At 49.3% G+C, this 17,068-nt stretch carries 19 protein-coding genes; 12 read left to right on the top strand and 7 right to left on the bottom strand.

What is annotated here, in order from left to right; translation table 11 throughout:
- Positions 1-69 precede the first annotated feature (69 nt).
- From QZ176_RS02890 to QZ176_RS02860, 7 genes are all read right to left on the bottom strand, one after another.
- Positions 70-291 carry a hypothetical protein gene (locus tag QZ176_RS02890; protein WP_295151111.1) on the bottom strand — a complete coding sequence of 74 codons (222 nt, stop codon included), beginning with the start codon at positions 289-291 and terminating at the stop codon, positions 70-72.
- Positions 292-347: 56 nt separating this feature from the next.
- Positions 348-623, bottom strand: coding sequence for an Imm53 family immunity protein (locus tag QZ176_RS02885; RefSeq protein WP_295151109.1), 276 nt, complete (start codon positions 621-623; stop codon positions 348-350).
- A gap of 91 nt (positions 624-714) precedes the next feature.
- The gene (locus QZ176_RS02880) at positions 715-1,068 is read right to left on the bottom strand and encodes a hypothetical protein (protein WP_295151107.1); all 354 of its coding nucleotides are present in this window, start codon (positions 1,066-1,068) and stop codon (positions 715-717) included.
- A 62-nt stretch (positions 1,069-1,130) separates the two neighbouring features.
- The gene (locus QZ176_RS02875; protein ID WP_295151105.1) at positions 1,131-2,483 is read right to left on the bottom strand and encodes a coproporphyrinogen III oxidase family protein; all 1,353 of its coding nucleotides are present in this window, start codon (positions 2,481-2,483) and stop codon (positions 1,131-1,133) included.
- A gap of 69 nt (positions 2,484-2,552) precedes the next feature.
- Positions 2,553-2,900, bottom strand: a complete 348-nt coding sequence (locus tag QZ176_RS02870) for an AzlD domain-containing protein (protein WP_295151104.1) — start codon at positions 2,898-2,900, stop codon at positions 2,553-2,555.
- Positions 2,900-3,658, bottom strand: a complete 759-nt coding sequence (locus tag QZ176_RS02865) for an AzlC family ABC transporter permease (RefSeq protein ID WP_295151102.1) — start codon at positions 3,656-3,658, stop codon at positions 2,900-2,902. Before QZ176_RS02865 ends, QZ176_RS02870 begins: the two co-directional genes overlap by 1 nt.
- A gap of 232 nt (positions 3,659-3,890) precedes the next feature.
- Positions 3,891-5,453: an inorganic phosphate transporter gene (locus QZ176_RS02860; RefSeq protein ID WP_295151100.1), complete on the bottom strand. Its 1,563-nt coding sequence runs from the start codon at positions 5,451-5,453 to the stop codon at positions 3,891-3,893.
- A gap of 173 nt (positions 5,454-5,626) precedes the next feature.
- On the opposite strand from QZ176_RS02860, the gene QZ176_RS02855 reads away from it, so the two are divergent.
- From QZ176_RS02855 to nuoL, 12 genes are read left to right on the top strand one after another with little or no spacing between them, the layout of a single operon-like run.
- Positions 5,627-6,016, top strand: coding sequence for an NAD(P)H-quinone oxidoreductase subunit 3 (locus QZ176_RS02855; protein WP_005869774.1), 390 nt, complete (start codon positions 5,627-5,629; stop codon positions 6,014-6,016).
- On the top strand, positions 5,998-6,507 hold the full coding sequence (locus tag QZ176_RS02850; RefSeq protein WP_005869772.1) for an NADH-quinone oxidoreductase subunit B: 510 nt from the start codon (positions 5,998-6,000) through the stop codon (positions 6,505-6,507). The genes QZ176_RS02855 and QZ176_RS02850 overlap by 19 nt, the downstream gene beginning before the upstream one ends.
- Entirely contained in the window at positions 6,507-7,295 is a 789-nt protein-coding gene (locus tag QZ176_RS02845) for an NADH-quinone oxidoreductase subunit C (protein WP_295151099.1), read from the top strand. The genes QZ176_RS02850 and QZ176_RS02845 overlap by 1 nt, the downstream gene beginning before the upstream one ends.
- A complete protein-coding gene (nuoD, locus tag QZ176_RS02840) occupies positions 7,295-8,521 on the top strand; it encodes an NADH dehydrogenase (quinone) subunit D (RefSeq protein WP_295151098.1) in 1,227 nt (408 codons plus the stop codon). The genes QZ176_RS02845 and nuoD overlap by 1 nt, the downstream gene beginning before the upstream one ends.
- Positions 8,518-8,748, top strand: coding sequence for an NADH-ubiquinone oxidoreductase subunit E family protein (locus QZ176_RS02835; RefSeq protein WP_295151097.1), 231 nt, complete (start codon positions 8,518-8,520; stop codon positions 8,746-8,748). Before nuoD ends, QZ176_RS02835 begins: the two co-directional genes overlap by 4 nt.
- Entirely contained in the window at positions 8,745-9,452 is a 708-nt protein-coding gene (locus tag QZ176_RS02830) for a hypothetical protein (RefSeq protein ID WP_295151096.1), read from the top strand. The genes QZ176_RS02835 and QZ176_RS02830 overlap by 4 nt, the downstream gene beginning before the upstream one ends.
- A gap of 1 nt (position 9,453) precedes the next feature.
- Positions 9,454-12,159 (top strand): NADH-quinone oxidoreductase subunit G, encoded by a 2,706-nt coding sequence (locus QZ176_RS02825; protein WP_295151095.1) that lies wholly within the window; start codon positions 9,454-9,456, stop codon positions 12,157-12,159.
- On the top strand, positions 12,156-13,151 hold the full coding sequence (nuoH, locus tag QZ176_RS02820; RefSeq protein WP_295151094.1) for an NADH-quinone oxidoreductase subunit NuoH: 996 nt from the start codon (positions 12,156-12,158) through the stop codon (positions 13,149-13,151). Before QZ176_RS02825 ends, nuoH begins: the two co-directional genes overlap by 4 nt.
- Positions 13,152-13,161: 10 nt before the next feature.
- Entirely contained in the window at positions 13,162-14,376 is a 1,215-nt protein-coding gene (nuoI, locus tag QZ176_RS10415; RefSeq protein WP_365951444.1) for an NADH-quinone oxidoreductase subunit NuoI, read from the top strand.
- Positions 14,373-14,900: an NADH-quinone oxidoreductase subunit J gene (locus QZ176_RS02810; protein WP_295151093.1), complete on the top strand. Its 528-nt coding sequence runs from the start codon at positions 14,373-14,375 to the stop codon at positions 14,898-14,900. The genes nuoI and QZ176_RS02810 overlap by 4 nt, the downstream gene beginning before the upstream one ends.
- Position 14,901: 1 nt before the next feature.
- Complete coding sequence (nuoK, locus tag QZ176_RS02805) at positions 14,902-15,225, top strand: NADH-quinone oxidoreductase subunit NuoK (RefSeq protein WP_295151092.1); 324 nt, start codon at positions 14,902-14,904, stop codon at positions 15,223-15,225.
- The gene (nuoL, locus tag QZ176_RS02800) at positions 15,218-17,065 is read left to right on the top strand and encodes an NADH-quinone oxidoreductase subunit L (protein ID WP_295151091.1); all 1,848 of its coding nucleotides are present in this window, start codon (positions 15,218-15,220) and stop codon (positions 17,063-17,065) included. Before nuoK ends, nuoL begins: the two co-directional genes overlap by 8 nt.
- Positions 17,066-17,068: the final 3 nt, after the last annotated feature.

The following is a 17,068-nucleotide window of genomic DNA, read 5'->3' as shown; positions in this document are numbered from 1 at the left end:
TCAAAATTTTAAATTTCATAGCCTCTCCTTTTTAAATTTAATCGGTTGGCGATATTTTATTTGCATAATCTAAAGCTTTATCCAATCCTCTTTCTTTACGCCGAATTCGAATTCAGCCTGTTTAAACGCGCCCTCTATGCTTTCATGATAGGTATCGGTTTGCTCTTTCCCCGATTCGTCGAGATAGAACAGATAAAATCCGCTGTCGCCGTCGTATTGGACGATGCTTAAAGCAAACGGCTGCGGCAGAATTGTATCGCTGTCGTAATGAGCGGTGTTTCCGGTGGCCATGAAACTACTTTCGGGTAAATTTTATAGAGCTTTTTTGGGCGTTTTCCTCGCTAAATTTAATCCATAAGCCATTTTACTACATGCTCCAATAATTCCTCTAAATTTTCGGCTCCGCAACTTCCTTTGAGTTCGTTTTCCGTGGCATTGATGAAAAACCAATCCTCGTCATCTCTATCGATATTTATTTTGATCGGCTTTTTCCCGCTCTCGCCATCGATTTTAATCAACCAACCGGGATTATCGACTGTTTCTAGCGTAAGGCCATATTCATGCTCCCATTCTCCGTCGCATTTGGAAGCATACCAGTTTTGTATGAGTTTTAGATTATTCATTGCTCCTCCTTTAATTTTATAAATTTTAAAATTCTCGATTTGTTAGGCTTTGATATTGCAATTGAATCAGGGCTTCTTTGCTATTTAAATTTTAATCGCTTATTAGAAATTTCTTTTCTACGCCATCTTCCTTTATGTCGATTATCTTCCATCCCGGTCTATTTAAAAATTTTATAGCTTTTTCATCCAGTTCGGACAATGGCTCCTCTTGATTGCATCTGGTTTTAAGATAATATAGCGAAAGATCACCCGTTCGATTTTCATCCATAAGCTGCATTATGCACTTATCGTTTGGATACCCACTATCATAGCGGTTTATCATCATAAACGGCTCACAGCTCTTATGAAACGGGAAGTGCCCGAAGTTAAAAAGATTACCGGCGAGCTCAAATACAAGGACAAAAAACAGAAATAAAATGAATAGTTTGATTATTCTGCGTTTCATCGTGGCGTTTCCTAAATTTTGAAATCAAAAATTCGTTTGTGTTTTAATGCCGGGCGCAAAATTTACGACGCTATCTCGCCTTTTGCCGCGCCGGTTGCGGCGGATTCGCTTTCGTCCATGATGATGAGCTGTTTTGCGCGCTTAATCTTGGCATCGTCGCGAAATGCCGCGCGCACCTTGTCCATGCCGGTGTAAAATTCCTTCATCAAAACAAGACACAAATACGCGCCGAATTCCGTCGTGTGGATGATCTCGCCCTCGATCCGCACGGCGCCCGCAAGCCTTAGCAGACTAAGCTCTCTGCCCAGTTCGCGGCGCAGGCTTAAATCGTTTGCGGCGTTAAATTTAGCGATATCGATCTCGCCGTTAAAAAGCTCGGTCAAAAAGAGGTATTTCGCGCGCTCGGATCTGCTAAAATCGCAAGTAGCGATTACGGTGCTTTCGTTTTTGCGCACTCTGCTTGCGTACTCTTCGAGGTTGAACGCATTTACGAGCAGCCTGCCGCCTAAGAAACTAAACGCGCCGCTTCCGATGCCTACGTATTCGTGGTTTGTGCCTACATACTCGTCGTTGATGTTTGATTTTTCGCGAGCGAAGGCCCATGCGTTGCTGCGGTGCCAGCTAGAAAATTCTTTGCAGATGATGGAGTAAAACTCCTCCTCGTGATCTACATTGCTAACGCCGAGACTTCGTGCTATTTGATCGCGCATCAAAGGCGATTTCATCAGCGGATACAGCGTAATCTGCTCCGGTTTTACCGCTTTTGCCGCTTCAATGTCGCGAAGTAAAATTTCGCGAGTTTGAAACGGAAAATTAAAGATCAAATCCAGGCTTAAAATCGGCAAAATTCCGACCGCTCGGGATAGCTTTTCTTGCAGAATTTCGCCCGAGCCGAATTTCTCGTAGCGCGAAGCTTTGCGTAAAATATCATCGTCAAAGCTCTGAACTCCCACGCTTAGGCGATCTATTAGCCCGCGAAATCGCAGCAAGCTCTCAGGCTCGATGTGGTTGGGATCGCTCTCGCACGAAACCTCTTTGATGCTAAAAAGCGATTTGGCAAGCTCTAGCGTGCGCGCTAGCTCATCCTCGTCGATTAGCGTCGTGCCGCCGCCTACATAAAGCGTCTCAAAGTCGTAGCCTGCGTCCTTCGTGCGCTGCATCTCTACGCGTAGCGCGCTAAAATACGCCTTGCACGCGCCGCGCTCGTAGGCGTATTTATGAAAGGAGCAGTACGGGCAAAACGTGTGGCAAAAGGGCACGTGCATATAGAGCATATATTTTTTATCAGGATTTGGAATTTTAGCGATGTTTTCCTGCGTGATGTCGATTCTAAGGGAATTGTATAGAGATTTTTGCATAGTTTCGGCGGCGTATTTTTTAGCGAAGCTATGCACCATTTGACTGATAAAATTCATAAAACTTTAACCTTTTTTAAACTTAAAAATTAATTTTTGAAGTTTATCGAAAACTAACTTATAAATTTATCAATAATTTAATAAAAAGCGTAGCGCCGCCATATATATTAGCGTAGGAAGCGCTATCGTAACGAGCGAATTGCGAAATTTAGCATGCACGACAAACGCCATGATTAGGCAAAATAGCAGCATCGTCGTTTGCAGGACGTCCGCGCTAAAAGCCCGCTCGCCTGAGAAGCTAGGCAGCATCGTCTTAAGCGCATAGATCGTCAAAACGACCATTATCAAAAGGCCCGAGTTTTTCTGCAGATACGATAAGCTTGGACTCGCGGTCTTTTTCTTAAAAAGTAGCAGCGGCAAAAATCGCGTCAAAATCGTAGCGAGTGAGGCCAGAAAGATATAGGGCAAAATTTCCACTACCTGCTCCTTTTTAGGAATTTTCGCAGCCTGCGTCCCGCGTACGAAGGTCGCTCAAAGTATTTGCGAAAGAGCAGCAAAACCCCTGTGCCGAAAATCAGAGTGCCGAATAAAAAGTATTTTGTAGGAAAGATAAAAAGCCCCGCAAATGCGCAGGCAAATCCTAGCAATAGCACTTTATGTTGCGGGTTTGCTTTAAAAACCTCATAGGTTAGCATCGCAAAAAGCGCCGTCAGGCTGAACTCGACTCCGCTAAAATCAAGCTTCAAGCTTGCTCCCAAAACAGCCCCCGCAACGACGCCCGCGACCCAGTAGGACTGATTTAATACCGCGGTTAGATTATAGAGCAGATCAAGCTCTTTTAGTCTTTGCGGCGTTACAGGCTGTTCGCCGCTAAGCTCCTCGGGGCGCAAAAACGCGCGCGCCTTTAGCAGCGCAAAGGTTTCGTCGGTAAGAGCATATACGGCGTAAATTTTATGGCGCACGAAGCGCAGCTCGTCCAGCAGCGACATCGTGTAGAAAAAATGTCGGAAATTTAGCAAAAACGCCACGACGAAGGTATCTACGAGCGAGGCGTGGGTTACGATGAAGGCGATCAGCACGAACTCCACGCTGCCTGCATAGATTAGCAGCGAGGTTAACGCGAGCGCCCATACGGGCAGGTCTTGGCTGATGCCGTAGATACCAAACGCCAGCCCTAGCGGCACGTAGCCCATCATCACGGCGAGGGTGGATCTGAAAATTTCAAATTTACTCATAGCTTTCCTAAATTTAAAAGCGCGATTTTAGCTAAAATTTTATTAAATTTTACAGGGCGTGCGGGAGAGATACAAGCGAGATATACGTTACTGCGAGCGAGTTTTGCGCTGTGATTCGCCACAAGAGGAGCTGTAAAATTTGCTCGCTTCGGCGCTGTAAAATTTTAAAATTTAGCCTGCGTAGAATTTTGCGAAATTTTAAAATTTCAGAGAGCGGATTTTTAAATTTAGCCTAAAATACGTGACGCAAAAGCACGAATGCAAACGCCGAAAGCAGCGCCGAGACGGGTAGGGTGATGATCCACGCTAGCCCGATCGGCTTCATCAGCGACCAGTTCGTACTGTGATTTACCAAGCCGATTCCCAAAATCGCGCCGATTAGCACGTGGGTCGAGGAGATCGGAAGCCCCAGCACCGATGCCGCCATGACGACGACGGCGCTTGCGAGCTCGGCGCTAAAGCCCGAGGCTGGGTGGATTTTCGTAAGATTGGTGCCTACGGTGGCGATCACCTCTTTGCCGATGAACCAAAGCCCCGCTATGAGGGCTACTGCGAACATTATCATAATCTGCTGCGGCACGGGAGTGGAAGGATTGATACTATTCGTAGCCATCGTATCGATGATGGCGGCAAACGGACCCACGGCGTTTGCGATGTCGTTGCTGCCGTGCGAAAAGGCAAAGCCGCTAGCAGTGAGCACCTGCAGCCAGCTAAACATCAAAAACGCGGATTTGTTTAAATTTGAGCGGCGCAGAGTCTTAGCGAAAATAAACATCAAAAGCCAGGTAATCAGCGTCGACATACCGATGACGAGGTAGTTGTAAAAATTCGTAAGCCCGAAATTTAGATTATGTAGCCCCTTAAATATCAGCATCGCCGAGATCACGAAGGCACCGATGCCCGCTACGGCAGGGATGCCGAATTCCAAAGCTTTGTGGGATTTGAGTTTCTCTTTTTTCGCGTCAAGCTCGATCACCTTTTTATAATACTCGCTATCCAGCTCACTTGGATCAAAATCGGGATCGCGCATCGCGTAAATATCATGATTTAGCGCTTCTGCATAGGCGATCTTTTGAATGTCGTCCAGGGTCTCGAAGGTCTTTTTATGCAGCTTGCGGAGAGATTTTTTTTCGCGCTTTATGCGGTCGATCTTTATTTGAGCGTAGCGGTTGTAATCCAAAATATAATGTTTGATGAGCCAGAAAATTCCAAAGGAGATCACTCCGCCTAAAATCGGCGAGAGTACCCAAGAGATCGCTATTTTGCCGATCTTATCCCACTGCACTAGCCACAATGCGGAAGTCTCTGCGGTATTAAGCAGAGCGCCTAGCGTAAGCCCCGAGCCCACGATACCGCCGATTATCGCATGCGTAGTAGATACGGGCAAGCCCTTTCTGCTGGCAAAAAGTAGCCACGCGCCTGCCGCAAAAAGTGCGCTCATCATTACGTAGATAAAGTCTCTCGGATGCACGTCCATTTTGCTAAGATCGATTATGCCGCTGCGGATCGTCGAGGTTACTTCGCCGCCTGCGATTACGGCGCCGCTTGCTTCAAATACCGCCGCGATACAAAGGGCTTGCGCGATGCTAAGAGTGCCGCTTCCGACGCTGGTGCCGAAGGAATTTGCCACGTCGTTTCCACCGATATTAAAGGCCATAAAGATGCCCAAAAATACCGAAACTAAAAATAGCATTTTATCGCCGCTTCCTATAAAACCTAATCCCCAGATAAGAAAATAGATTGTTACGCCGCAGAATATGCCGTAGAAAATGAGACTTATCTTGCTAGATTTCATAGCTCTCCCTTAAAATCCGCGAAATTTTACCACACGCGCCTTAATCCCCACTAAATCGCACAGGCGAGGTATATAAATTTTAATTTTAAAAGCGAATTTAGTGGCGCGCGCTAAGCTTTATTAAATCAATACTTCGTTACAATCCACATTAAATTTTAAAACCGAGGCGAAAAATGTCTAGAATTCCGCTGCAAAGCCCGTATTTCGGAATATTCGTAATGCTAATCCTAGCTTTTTGCGTCTTTTCGCTCATCGTTAAACTATCCTCTTTGGTAGGCTCGCGTTTGGCAGATAGACGCGACGAGCGGCTCAAGGGCGAAATTTACGAAAGCGGCCCCGAAGCCGTCAAACAGCCCAACCGAATGAACTCCCACTTTTTTTTGATAGCCGTGCTTTTCATACTTTTTGACGTCGAGATTATCTTTATGTTTCCGTGGGCGGTAAATTTTAAAATTTTAGGCGTCTTCGGGCTTGTAGAGATGGCGTTTTTCATCGTATTATTAGGCATCGGTTTTATTTATGCATGGAAAAAAGGAGCGCTAAATTGGCAGAGCATAAGATAAACTACGCGCGCGAAAACGGGCTTCCCGTAGTGCTAACGACCGTCGATAAGCTAATTGCGTGGGGCAGGAGCAACTCTTTGTGGGCGATGACGTACGGGCTTGCTTGCTGTGCGATCGAGATGATGGCGGCGGGCGCGGGCAGATTTGACTTTGACCGCTTCGGCACGATATTTCGCGCAAGCGCTAAGCAATCAGATGTGATGATAATCGCAGGCACGCTTAGCAAAAAGCACGCCGAGTTTACGCGCCGCCTATACGACGCGATGCCCGAGCCCAAATGGGTCATCAGCATGGGCAGCTGCGCCAATACTGGAGGGATGTTTAATACCTACGCTACGGTGCAGGGCTGCGACCGCATAGTGCCTGTGGATATTTATCTGCCCGGATGCGCGCCGCGCCCCGAGACGTTGCAGTTTGCGATGATGGTGCTACAAAAAAAGATCCGCACCCAAACTCCGCGCCGCGCACAAAAGGCAAAAAGGCTGATCTGATGAGAAAATTTAATCCCAAAGGCGATCAGAGTAAAAAAAATTACTACAAAGATAGATTTTTCATCCCCGAGGAGACGCAGAAGCTAGACGCAAGCGCGAGCGATTTTAAAGACGATCTGGACGCGCTTGAAGGCGTTCAAATTTTAAACTCATATGTGGAATTTAACACCCTCGTGCTCTATGTGGAGCCTGCGCAAAATTTAGCGGCGCTGCGTGCGCTTAAAGGCGCGGGATATGAAATTTTATGCGAGCTAAGCGGTGTAGATTTTACCGAGGCTCGCGGCGGCATCGAGGTTTTTTATCAGCTTTTGGATATCAAAAGAGCGCGCCGCGCGCGACTAAAGTGCTTCGTGCCGAATGAGAGCTTTTTACAAAGCGCTGCGGGCATCTACAAAAGCGCGAACTGGGCGGAGCGCGAACTATACGATATGATGGGCGTTTGGATTGAAAATCATCCAAATTTAGCGCGCCTAATAATGCCCGATGATTGGTTCGGACATCCGCTTTTAAAGTCCTATCCGCTGCAAGGAGACGAGTTTGCCAAGTGGTACGAGGTGGATAAAATTTTTGGGGTTGGTGCTCGCGAGTGGATCGGCGAAGAGAACCGAAATTCCGCATTCGTGGACGAAAAAGATACTTTTAACTTTACGCGGCTGTATCATGAGAGCGCTAGAGGCGAGCCGCGGCCGCAAGAGAAAATTTTACAAGAATATCAAGAAGAGGGTGGCGTGCGTTTCGTAAAACGCGTTAAACGCGGAATTTACAAGATCATCACAAAGAGAAAATAATGCAAAATCCAAGCAAGCTAAGACCGTTTTTCGAAAACATCGAGTACGAGCGCGAGGGCGCGAATATGATCTTAAATTTCGGTCCGCAGCATCCAAGCGCGCACGGGCAGCTAAAGCTCGTGCTGGAGCTTGACGGCGAGCGAATCGTGCGAGCCCGCCCCGGCGTAGGCTACATGCACCGAGGCATCGAAAAGATGGCCGAAAATATGATCTACGCGGAGTTCGTCCCAGTAACAGATCGCATCGATTACATCGCATCGGGTTCGAACAACTACGGCTTTTGCGCCGCGGTCGAGAAGCTCTGCGGCATCGAAGTGCCGCGCCGCGCGCAGATCATCCGCACGATTCTACTGGAGCTTAATCGCATCAGCTCGCACCTTCTGTTTTTGGGTACGCACGCGCTTGATATCGGCGCGATGACGGTATTTCTCTACTGCTTTCGTTCGCGCGAATATATACTCGATCTCATAGAAAAATACTGCGGCGCGCGCCTTACGCACAATAATATCAAAATCGGCGGCGTGTTTTTGGACCTGCCTAACGGCTGGCTAGAAGAGATGTTGAAATTTTGCGACGAATTCCCGAGCGACATTAAAGAATTTGAAGATATGCTCGATACAAATAGAATTTGGCTGATGCGAACCGAAGGGGTGGGCGTGATCTCCCACGAAGATGCCCTTAGCTGCGGCTGTAGCGGCGTGACGCTACGCGCTAGCGGGCATGCGTGGGATATCCGCAAAGAGGAGCCCTATCTCATCTACGACGAGCTTGATTTCGACGTGCCATATGCGAGCGAGGGCGACTGCTACGCGCGTTATAAATGCTATATGGCGGAGATGCGCGAGAGCCTTAAAATTTTGCGCCAGTGCGCGAAGCGCTATCCGCTGAGCGATCCGCAAATTTTAGCGATCGACCCTGCTTACGTAAATCCTAACAAAGAGCAGATCATGACGCAAAACTACTCGCTGATGCAGCATTTCGTGCTGGTTACGCAGGGTTTGCGCCCGCCCGTGGGCGAAATTTACGCAGCGAGCGAGAGTCCTAAGGGCGAGCTTGGATTTTATATCCGCTCGATGGGCGAAAGCCGCCCGTACCGCCTTAAGATCCGCACGCCGAGCTTTTGGCATTGCGCGGTCTATGAGGAAATTTTACCCGGGCAGTATCTTGCCGACGCCGCGGCGATCATCGGCAGCACTAATATTATCTTAGGCGAGGTGGATCGATGAAACGCTACGATTTAAGGCATCTGGGCGATAAATTTTTAAACCGCATGGGCGAAATTTTAAAAAATTCCGCTCACGGCGAGACGATGATCTTTATGTTTGAGATGGGCGATTTCAGCGCGGTTCAAAAAAGCGCAGATCTGGTGGAGGGGCTAAATTCCACGCTTTTAAGCTCGATCCGATATAACCAAGTCGATTGGATGGTCGTCGCCAAAAAGGGGAGAGGATGAAAATTTTAAATTTAGCGCCGCTACTTAGCCTGCAGGCTCCGACGCTCGCCGCTAGCCTTAAAGACGCTGAAATTTTAAGCGTATCGCCGCTGCAAGACCCGCATCTTCCAGGCGAGCTGATAAAATGCGAGATCGGCGCGCAAAGCTTCGTGCTGGCGCTAATCTGCGCTAGTTTTTGCGACGAGCCCTATTTTGCGGATCTGGATCTGGAGTATCTAAGCGGCGAAAGCAGCGTGGGTGAGGAGGAGATCGAGCAGATCGCGGAGTTTCTGCAAAGCGGCTGCGACGCGCTTTTGATCGACGATGCGCTCATTAAAACTCATCCCGACGCCGAAAATATCAAAGCTTTTCTATCTCTCATAGCGGCGAAGTTAGGGGTTAAAATTTTAAGCTTACGCGGCGAGCGAGCGGATTTTGGCGCGCAAGGGCGGGTAAATTTAAGCCCTCTAAAAGAGCCTGAGAATTTCGACGGCGCCGTGGTTTTCAAACACGATGCGGACGACCGACTAATCGGCGGAAGGTATTTTAGCATGGTCGCAAAGATCAAGGGCGGAGATCGAGTCCGCATAAAGACGCTGCACCTAAATTTAGAAAAAGAATTTATTTTGGATGAGGAGCTAAAGGGCACGATCGCGCTTTTGGGCTCGGGCGGGCAGGGCTTTGGCGGTTATAATTTCGAACTAGCCGAAATTTCTAAGGTTTAAAATGGCAAAGATCACGATCGACGGTAAAGCTTGCGAGTGCGACGAGGGCGAGTATATCTTGCAGGTCGCGCGTCGCTGCGGCGTTTTTATCCCAGCGCTTTGTTATCTAAGCGGCGGTACGCCGACGCTCGCATGCAGACTTTGTATGGTCGAAGCGGACGGCAAGCGTGTCTATAGCTGCAACGCCAAAGCCAAAGACGGCATGGTCATCTATAGCCGCAGCCCCGAGATCGATGCCGAGCGCGAGGCGATCACGCAGGTTTATTGCATCAACCATCCTATGGCGTGCGGGGTTTGCGATCAAAGCGGCGAGTGCGAGCTTCAAAATTTAGCCCATCTGATGCGCACAAATACCCAAAGCTACGCTATCCACGATACGGCGCGCGAAGTGCAGGATTGGGGATATTTGAGCTACGATCCTAGCCTTTGCATCGTCTGCGAGCGCTGTATCACCGCCGCAAAGGACCGCTTGGGCGTAGATGCGTTTAAGCTCGTTCCGCGCGGCGGAGACGCGCTAAGTAAGGAGCAAAAGGACGCGATGCCCAAAGACGCCTACGCTGTATGGAACAAGCTGCAAAAAAGCCTAATCGCGCGGATCAACGATGAGGATGATTGCGTAAACTACGGCGAGAGCGCGGCGGTCTGCCCGACGGGGGCTCTGGTAGAGAGCGCGTTTAAATACGTTTCAAACGCCTGGGAGCTGCGTCAAATCCCCGCTTCCAACCCGCACAGCAGCGATTGCGAGCTACTTTATTACGAGATCAAGCGCCGCGGCATAGGCGAGCCGCGTGAAAAAATTTATCGCGTTAGCAGCGACATAAATTTTAGCGTCCTGCATGCAGGAGCGCGCTTCGGCTGGGATTTCTCAAACGAGCGGGCGAGCAAAAACGAAGCGGTTTTTAGCCGTATCGTGCGCGGTATCGAGGATGGCGAGATCAAAAATATTAAATTTAATAGTTTCATCACCAACGAAGAAGCTCGGATTTTAGAGCTTTTGCGGCAAAAATTTAAGCTCGCTCTGATCAACGATGAGGCGCTTGCGTATCAAAAATTCCTGCGCGAATTTTCGAAATTTAGCGGCACGAAATTTTATAATGCGGATTCGCAGACGATTAAAAATAGCGATTTCATCGTCGTTTGCGGCACATTTTTGCGCAGCGACGCTCCAAATCTAGGCTATGCGGTAAACAGCGCCTGCAAGCTAAATAAGGCAGGCGGGATCTGTTTTCATCCGTTTTGCGACGAGGGAATTAAGAGCTTTTGTAAAAATTTCATCCATCAGCCACACGCCGCGGGCTTGGAGGCGCAGATCCTGCTTTGGATCTTGCAGAAATTCGGACGCGATCTGCCTGGATGGTTGGATGAGAAACTCGCGACGGAATTTGAAATTTCGCGCGCCGCGGCGAAGCAAAATTTAGACGAGAAACCCGCAGATTTGCAAAATCTTGAGAATTCTGCGGAGGCAAATGGCGCTGAGAACGTTGCGAGTGCGAGCGGTACTGAAAATTCCGCAGGCGCGGATGGCGCTGAAAATCCCGCAAAAAATTCCGCGCAGAATTCCGAAGATGTTACGGAAAGTAAAATTTCAAATTTCGCCCGCACGCTCGGGCTGGACGAGCAGAAAGTGGATGAGCTTTTGGCTAAAAAGGAGAGTTTTTCGCTCATCATCGGCGAGGATTTCATCCGCACGCCAAATAGCGCCGCGCTCGCGCGCCTAGCGGGTTTGGTGCAGCGCTACACGCCGCTAAAAGTGCTAGTGGTGCCGCCGCGCACGAACAGCCTTGGCGTCGCGCTCATCTGTGAACTTAGCGCGCAAATGAGCGCGGGCGAGACGTTAGGCTACAACGAAGCGGGCGATATAAGCTTTGGCGTGCTGGAAGCCGATCTAGACGCGCCTAGCTTGGTGCAGCAAGAGGGTACGTTTACGAACTACGACAAGCGCGTAGTGCCTACCAATGCGGCGCTTGATTACGGCGGATACGAGCTAAACGATATCGCCTGTGCGCTGGGAGTTTGCGCGGAACACGCGATCAGCTATACGTCAAGCTTGGGCGCAGATTTTGAGCAGGTTAAATTTGACGATTTAGAAAATTTTTACGACAACGGCGGCGCAAATCACCGCGGATATGAGTTGCGAAATGAGGAGTTTGCCACTAGCGAGGAGGAATTTGAAATTTCGCCTTCCGCGCCGCTTAGAGCAGGCGAGGGCGAAATTTTAATCTATGAGGCGAATCCGCTGCATCAATTCAATAAATTTAGCGGCGCAAGCAACGGACTAGGCGAAGTGGGCGCACTGTATCTAAACCCTAGCATCGCCGAAAACTTGGGCGTGAGCGCAGGCGACGTCGTTAAAATTTACCAAGCAGACGATGTGGGGCATAATGAAAAAACTAGCTGCGTGCGTAAAACGGGCGCTGCTAGCAACGAAAGCGACAAGGGCGGCGCCGGTTATGCGAAAAAAGCGGATCGCTCTAGCTGCGCGCGTAAAGCCGATACTGCCGGTGATGAAAACAGCGAAAGCGGCGCGGAGGGGTTCGTAAGCTTAAACCGAGAAATCGTCGCTAGCGTAAAGATCGATCCAGGCTTTAGCGGGGCGTATCTGCCGTATTTTGATGAGAAACTTCGCGGCGAGATATTTTTCAAAACCTCGCGCTACACCATTGTAAAAATCGAGAAAATTTCAAATTCCAAAGGAGAGGGCAGATGAGCGATAGTGCATTTTATTTCGTAGCCACCGTCTTAAAGGCGCTCGTGATTTTAGCCGTCATCGCGCTGCTCTCGGGGCTTGCGACCTATGCCGAGCGTAAGGTGCTTGCCTTTATGCAGCGCAGGATCGGACCTTCTATGGTTGGACCTATGGGACTTTTGCAGGTGGGTGCGGATATGATAAAGCTTTTTACCAAAGAGGACGCTATCCCTGCGCGGGCGAATAAGCTTCTTTTTAAGATCGCGCCGATCATATCGGCTACGGGAGCTTTCGTGGCGCTTTCGGTGGTGCCGCTGCTACCGGAGTTTACTATCGGCGGGCGGACGATACAGCCGATTTTAAGCGATATAAATGTGGGAATTTTGTTCTTACTCGGAGCTAGCGGCACCTGCGTTTACGGACTGCTGATCGGAGGGCTTGCAAGCTACAATAAATGGGGCACTATAGGCGCGTTTCGCGCGTTTTTGCAGATCACCTGCTTTGAGGTGATAAACGGGCTTAGCCTGATCCCTATCGTGATGATCACTGGCTCGCTCTCGCTCATCGACATCGTAAGCGCGCAAAGCGGCGGCATCGACAAGTGGTTTATCTGGAAAGAGCCCGTCTGTTTCGCGCTATTTCTCATCGCCGCCTTCGTAGAGTGCAACCGCACGCCGCTGTGCCTTACCGAAAACGAAACCGAGATCGTAGCGGGTGCGGGTACGGCGTATTCTGGCATGCGCTGGGGTATGTTTTTTATCGGCGAGTACGCCAATATCATAACCTACTCTGTCGTTACGACGCTGCTGTTTTTAGGCGGATTTAACGCGTTTTGGTTTATCCCTGGCGGCGTTATGATGGTATTAAAATCAAGCCTCGTGTTTTTCTGCTTCCTATGGGCTCGCGCGGCGTGGCCGCATCTGCGCCCCGATCAGCTGATGGGGCTTTGCTGGAAAGTCTGCATGCCGCTAGCTCTTGCTTGCGTGCTAATTACCGCGCTAGCGATCGTTTAAGGAGGGTACGATGGCAAGATACGCCCAGATCGATAAACGAGCCCCTATTAAATCCGGCGGCGATAAGCTTCGCAGATTCCTAGCCCGCACCTTTAACGGCGAGCTTTTCGTGGGGCTGTGGGTCGTTTTGCGAAATATGTTTAAGCGCGGCAGCTCGCATACGCTTCGATATCCTATGGAAAAATTTGTCATGCCGCCTAGATATCGCGGCGTGCATAAGCTTATGCGCCTGCTTGAAAGCGGCAGCGAACGCTGCATCGGATGCGGCTTGTGCGAGAAGATCTGCGTAGCAAACTGCATCGCGATGGAGACCAGCCTCGGCAGCGACGGCCGCAAAAAGGTAGATAACTACTCGATAAATTTAGGGCGCTGCGTCTATTGCGGGCTCTGCACGGACGTCTGCCCCGAGATCGCTATCGTGCACGGCTGCGAATATGAGCTTGCTAGCGAACAGCGAGCCTACTACGGCTTCAAAGAGGATCTTTTGATCCGCGGCGAAAATTTATGTTTAAACGGCGCGGCGCAGGAGTTTGCGGGCTATGGCAGCCTGGATGAAAACGCAGGCGCGCGGATCAAGGTGACGCCGAATGCCTATATAAAAAGCGACGCCGCAAGTGACGAGCCAAACTTAAAGAGCGCGGATTCAAATTTAAAAAATAGCGCCGCGGAAAGCTCTAAAAAAGAGGGCGCCGCTAGCGATAAAATTCTATTTTCAAAGGGCGCGGGCTTAAGCGGCGAAATTTTAGCTGAGCGGCAAGACATCGGGCGGGCAAGCTTAAAGGAAAGCTCCGCCGTGGACACCGAAAATTCTAAAGAAAATTCCGTTACGGACGCTCAAAATTCCGCGCCTGATTCACAGCGAAATTCCAAAGAAAATCTCGTCTCTCAGAGCGCCGAAGATTCCGCTACGGATAGTAAAAATTTGGCGGAGAATTCTAAAGAGAGTTCCGTTGTGTCGCATGCTGAAAATTCTGTCGGCGATTCTACGGAAAATTTTAAAAATAATTCCGCTACAAACGACGATTCTTCGGAGAATTCTAAGGAAAATTCCGTTCCGCAAGGCGCGGAAAATTCCGCCACTAGAGGCAAAAAATCTAAGGTAAATTCCAAAAAGAATTCCGCCGCGGACGCTGAAAATTCTACGCTTGATTCGGCGCGAAATTCCAAAGAAAATTCCGCCTCTCAAAGCGCAGAAGATTCTGCCGCGCAGGGGGAGGAGCAATGATACAAACGCTTGCATTTTATTTTTTCAGCGCGGTTTGTCTGGCGCTTTTCGGCATCAGCGTTTTTAGCAAAAACGTTCTTTACGCCCTTAGCGCGCTGGCCGGCGGCATGGTCTTTATGAGCGGATTTTTCTTCTTGCTGGATGCGGAGTTTTTAGGCGTGGTGCAGATCATAGTCTACACTGGCGCCGTGATCGTGCTTTACGGCTTTGCGCTGATGTTTTTGGGCGCGGATAAAAACGTAAGCGAACCGAAAAAGGGGGCAAGGCTATTTTTCGCGCTTAGCGGCGTGATCGCATTTTTGCTCGTGATTATCGTGCTTGGCGCGGTGGTCGCGAACAACGTAGAAACGCTTAAAATTTTAAACACCGACGATACCGAGGCGCTTGGGATGATTATTTTTACGAAATATCTGGCGATTTTCGAGCTTGCAGCCGTGATGCTACTCGTGGCGATGATCTGCGCTATCGTGCTTGCGCATAAGCAGATGGACGCGAGCCTGAGCTACGAAGAGAGCGAGAGATAAAATGAGTCTAAATCACTATCTGATCGTTGCTGCGATGATGTTTGGGCTCGGGCTTGCGGGTATGATGAAGCGAAGAAATTTGATAATGCTCTTTTTTTCGAGCGAAATTTTATTAAATGCCGCAAATTTAGCCCTCGTCGCCGTGGCGAAATTTTACGACAATATAAACGGCGAAATTTTTGCGCTTTTCATCGTAGCGATAGCCGCGAGCGAGATGGCCGTGGGGCTTGGGCTGCTCATCTTGTGGTATAAGAAAACGGGCAGCATTGAACTTGACAGCTTCGTAAATTTTAAAAATCCTTCTAAGGACGGGCCGGATGCTTGATACCGTTTTTGTATGGCTCTTAATCGCCCTTTTCGCACCGCTTGCCTCGGCGATCTTCGCAGGCGTTTTCATTCGCGCCAAAGATAAGATGTTTATTGGCGTAGTCTGCTCGGCGCTGGTGATTTTAAGTACTATCGCGTCGCTTGCTTTGATGGAGCTCGTCTCTGACAACCGCCTAATCAGCGTAAGCTTAGCTGATTTCATAAGCACCGGATTTTTGGACGTAAAATTTAGCTTTCTCATAGATAGCGTAAGTGCGGTAATGATGGTGGTCGTAGGCATAGTTTCCAGCGTCGTGCACGTGTATTCGATCTACTATATGTGGGATGACGAAAACTTCGCTAAATTTTTCAGCTTCCTGGGGCTTTTCGTTTTTTCGATGCTGGTTTTGGTAACGAGCGATAATTTTTTAGGACTTTTCATCGGCTGGGAGGGGGTCGGACTCTGCTCGTGGCTGCTAATAGGCTTTTGGTATGATAGGAGCAATTACAGCTGGTGCGCCAACGAAGCTTTCATAATGAACCGCATCGCAGACCTTGGAATGTTGCTTGGAATTTTTCTGATCTATTTAAATTTCGGCTCGCTGCGGTACGAGGTGGTATTTGCTAACGCAGCGAGCTTGGAGCCTGAAATTTTAACCCTGATCGCCGCACTTTTATTTATCGGCGCGATGGGCAAAAGCGCGCAGTTTCCGTTCCATACCTGGCTTGCCGACGCGATGGCGGGTCCGACGCCCGTATCCGCGCTTATTCACGCAGCGACGATGGTTACGGCTGGCGTTTATCTGGTGATCCGTGCAAACGCGATTTTCGCGCTCGCGCCCGAAGTAAGCGGCTTTATCGTCTGCTTGGGCGCTTTCGTGGCGGTCTTTGCGGCGTCGATGGCGCTGGTTCATAACGATCTTAAAAAAATCATCGCCTACTCCACGCTTTCGCAGCTTGGCTATATGTTCGTAGCCGCGGGGCTCGGGGCGTATTGGATCGCGCTATTTCATCTGGCGACGCACGCGTTTTTCAAGGCACTTCTATTTTTGGGAGCGGGTAACGTAATGCACGCGATGAAAGACGATCTAAATATCCAAAATATGGGCGGATTATATAAGTTTATGCGACCGACGGCGATTTTAATGTGCATAGGCTCGCTTGCGCTTTGCGGATTTTATCCGTTCGCGGGCTTTTTTTCAAAAGATAAAATTTTGGAAGCGGCGTGGAGCGCGGACGCGTATTTTATCTGGGCGCTGCTGTTTGCGGGCGCTGCGATGACGACATTTTACAGCGTGCGTCTAATAATGCTCGTGTTTTTCGGCAAGCAAAAATTTACCCACCATCCGCACGAGGCGAAAGGCTTTGCCCTTATCGCGATGGGCGTGCTAGCCGTGCCTGCGGTGATCGCGGGCTTTTTCGAGCACGATTTTGCGGAGTTCGTGCTTAGCATACTACCGGGCTTTAAAGCTTCGATCCCGCACGGCGTAGAGGTAATTTTGATCGCCATAACGCTAGCGATGATAAGCGCGGTAGCGATCGGCACGATTTGGACATACGGCAAGGGTAAATTTAGCCCGAATTTAAAGAACTGCAAATTTTATAAAATTTTGATCGCGCAGTATTTTATCCCGCAAATTTACGAGCGCGTGATCGTGCGCGGATACGAAAGGCTTAGCGAGATCTGCGCTAAATGCGACGGCGCGATCATAGACGCTAGTGTCGATCTGGTCGCTCGCATCGCGGTAAAAAGCGGCGAGGGTGCGGATCGCGTAAGCAATAGCGGAGATTTGAGCGCAAATTTAAGGTGGATGGTTTTGGGATCTTTCATTTTGCTGATTTTGGCGTTTGCGCTGTGAGGT

This window comes from uncultured Campylobacter sp., from assembly GCF_905373215.1.
Lineage (GTDB): Bacteria > Campylobacterota > Campylobacteria > Campylobacterales > Campylobacteraceae > Campylobacter_B.
This window is presented reverse-complemented; position numbering and strand designations above follow the sequence as displayed.

What these genes read in the sequence shown, in the direction of transcription:
- QZ176_RS02890 (WP_295151111.1), bottom strand. Translation starts at nt 291, where the DNA reads ATGGCCACCGGAAACACCGCTCATTACGACAGCGATACAATTCTGCCG.
- QZ176_RS02885 (WP_295151109.1), bottom strand. Translation starts at nt 623, where the DNA reads ATGAATAATCTAAAACTCATACAAAACTGGTATGCTTCCAAATGCGAC.
- QZ176_RS02880 (WP_295151107.1), bottom strand. Translation starts at nt 1,068, where the DNA reads ATGAAACGCAGAATAATCAAACTATTCATTTTATTTCTGTTTTTTGTC.
- QZ176_RS02875 (WP_295151105.1), bottom strand. Translation starts at nt 2,483, where the DNA reads ATGAATTTTATCAGTCAAATGGTGCATAGCTTCGCTAAAAAATACGCC.
- QZ176_RS02865 (WP_295151102.1), bottom strand. Translation starts at nt 3,658, where the DNA reads ATGAGTAAATTTGAAATTTTCAGATCCACCCTCGCCGTGATGATGGGC.
- QZ176_RS02860 (WP_295151100.1), bottom strand. Translation starts at nt 5,453, where the DNA reads ATGAAATCTAGCAAGATAAGTCTCATTTTCTACGGCATATTCTGCGGC.
- QZ176_RS02855 (WP_005869774.1), top strand. Translation starts at nt 5,627, where the DNA reads ATGTCTAGAATTCCGCTGCAAAGCCCGTATTTCGGAATATTCGTAATG.
- QZ176_RS02845 (WP_295151099.1), top strand. Translation starts at nt 6,507, where the DNA reads ATGAGAAAATTTAATCCCAAAGGCGATCAGAGTAAAAAAAATTACTAC.
- nuoD (WP_295151098.1), top strand. Translation starts at nt 7,295, where the DNA reads ATGCAAAATCCAAGCAAGCTAAGACCGTTTTTCGAAAACATCGAGTAC.
- QZ176_RS02835 (WP_295151097.1), top strand. Translation starts at nt 8,518, where the DNA reads ATGAAACGCTACGATTTAAGGCATCTGGGCGATAAATTTTTAAACCGC.
- QZ176_RS02830 (WP_295151096.1), top strand. Translation starts at nt 8,745, where the DNA reads ATGAAAATTTTAAATTTAGCGCCGCTACTTAGCCTGCAGGCTCCGACG.
- QZ176_RS02825 (WP_295151095.1), top strand. Translation starts at nt 9,454, where the DNA reads ATGGCAAAGATCACGATCGACGGTAAAGCTTGCGAGTGCGACGAGGGC.
- nuoH (WP_295151094.1), top strand. Translation starts at nt 12,156, where the DNA reads ATGAGCGATAGTGCATTTTATTTCGTAGCCACCGTCTTAAAGGCGCTC.
- nuoI (WP_365951444.1), top strand. Translation starts at nt 13,162, where the DNA reads ATGGCAAGATACGCCCAGATCGATAAACGAGCCCCTATTAAATCCGGC.
- QZ176_RS02810 (WP_295151093.1), top strand. Translation starts at nt 14,373, where the DNA reads ATGATACAAACGCTTGCATTTTATTTTTTCAGCGCGGTTTGTCTGGCG.
- nuoK (WP_295151092.1), top strand. Translation starts at nt 14,902, where the DNA reads ATGAGTCTAAATCACTATCTGATCGTTGCTGCGATGATGTTTGGGCTC.
- nuoL (WP_295151091.1), top strand. Translation starts at nt 15,218, where the DNA reads ATGCTTGATACCGTTTTTGTATGGCTCTTAATCGCCCTTTTCGCACCG.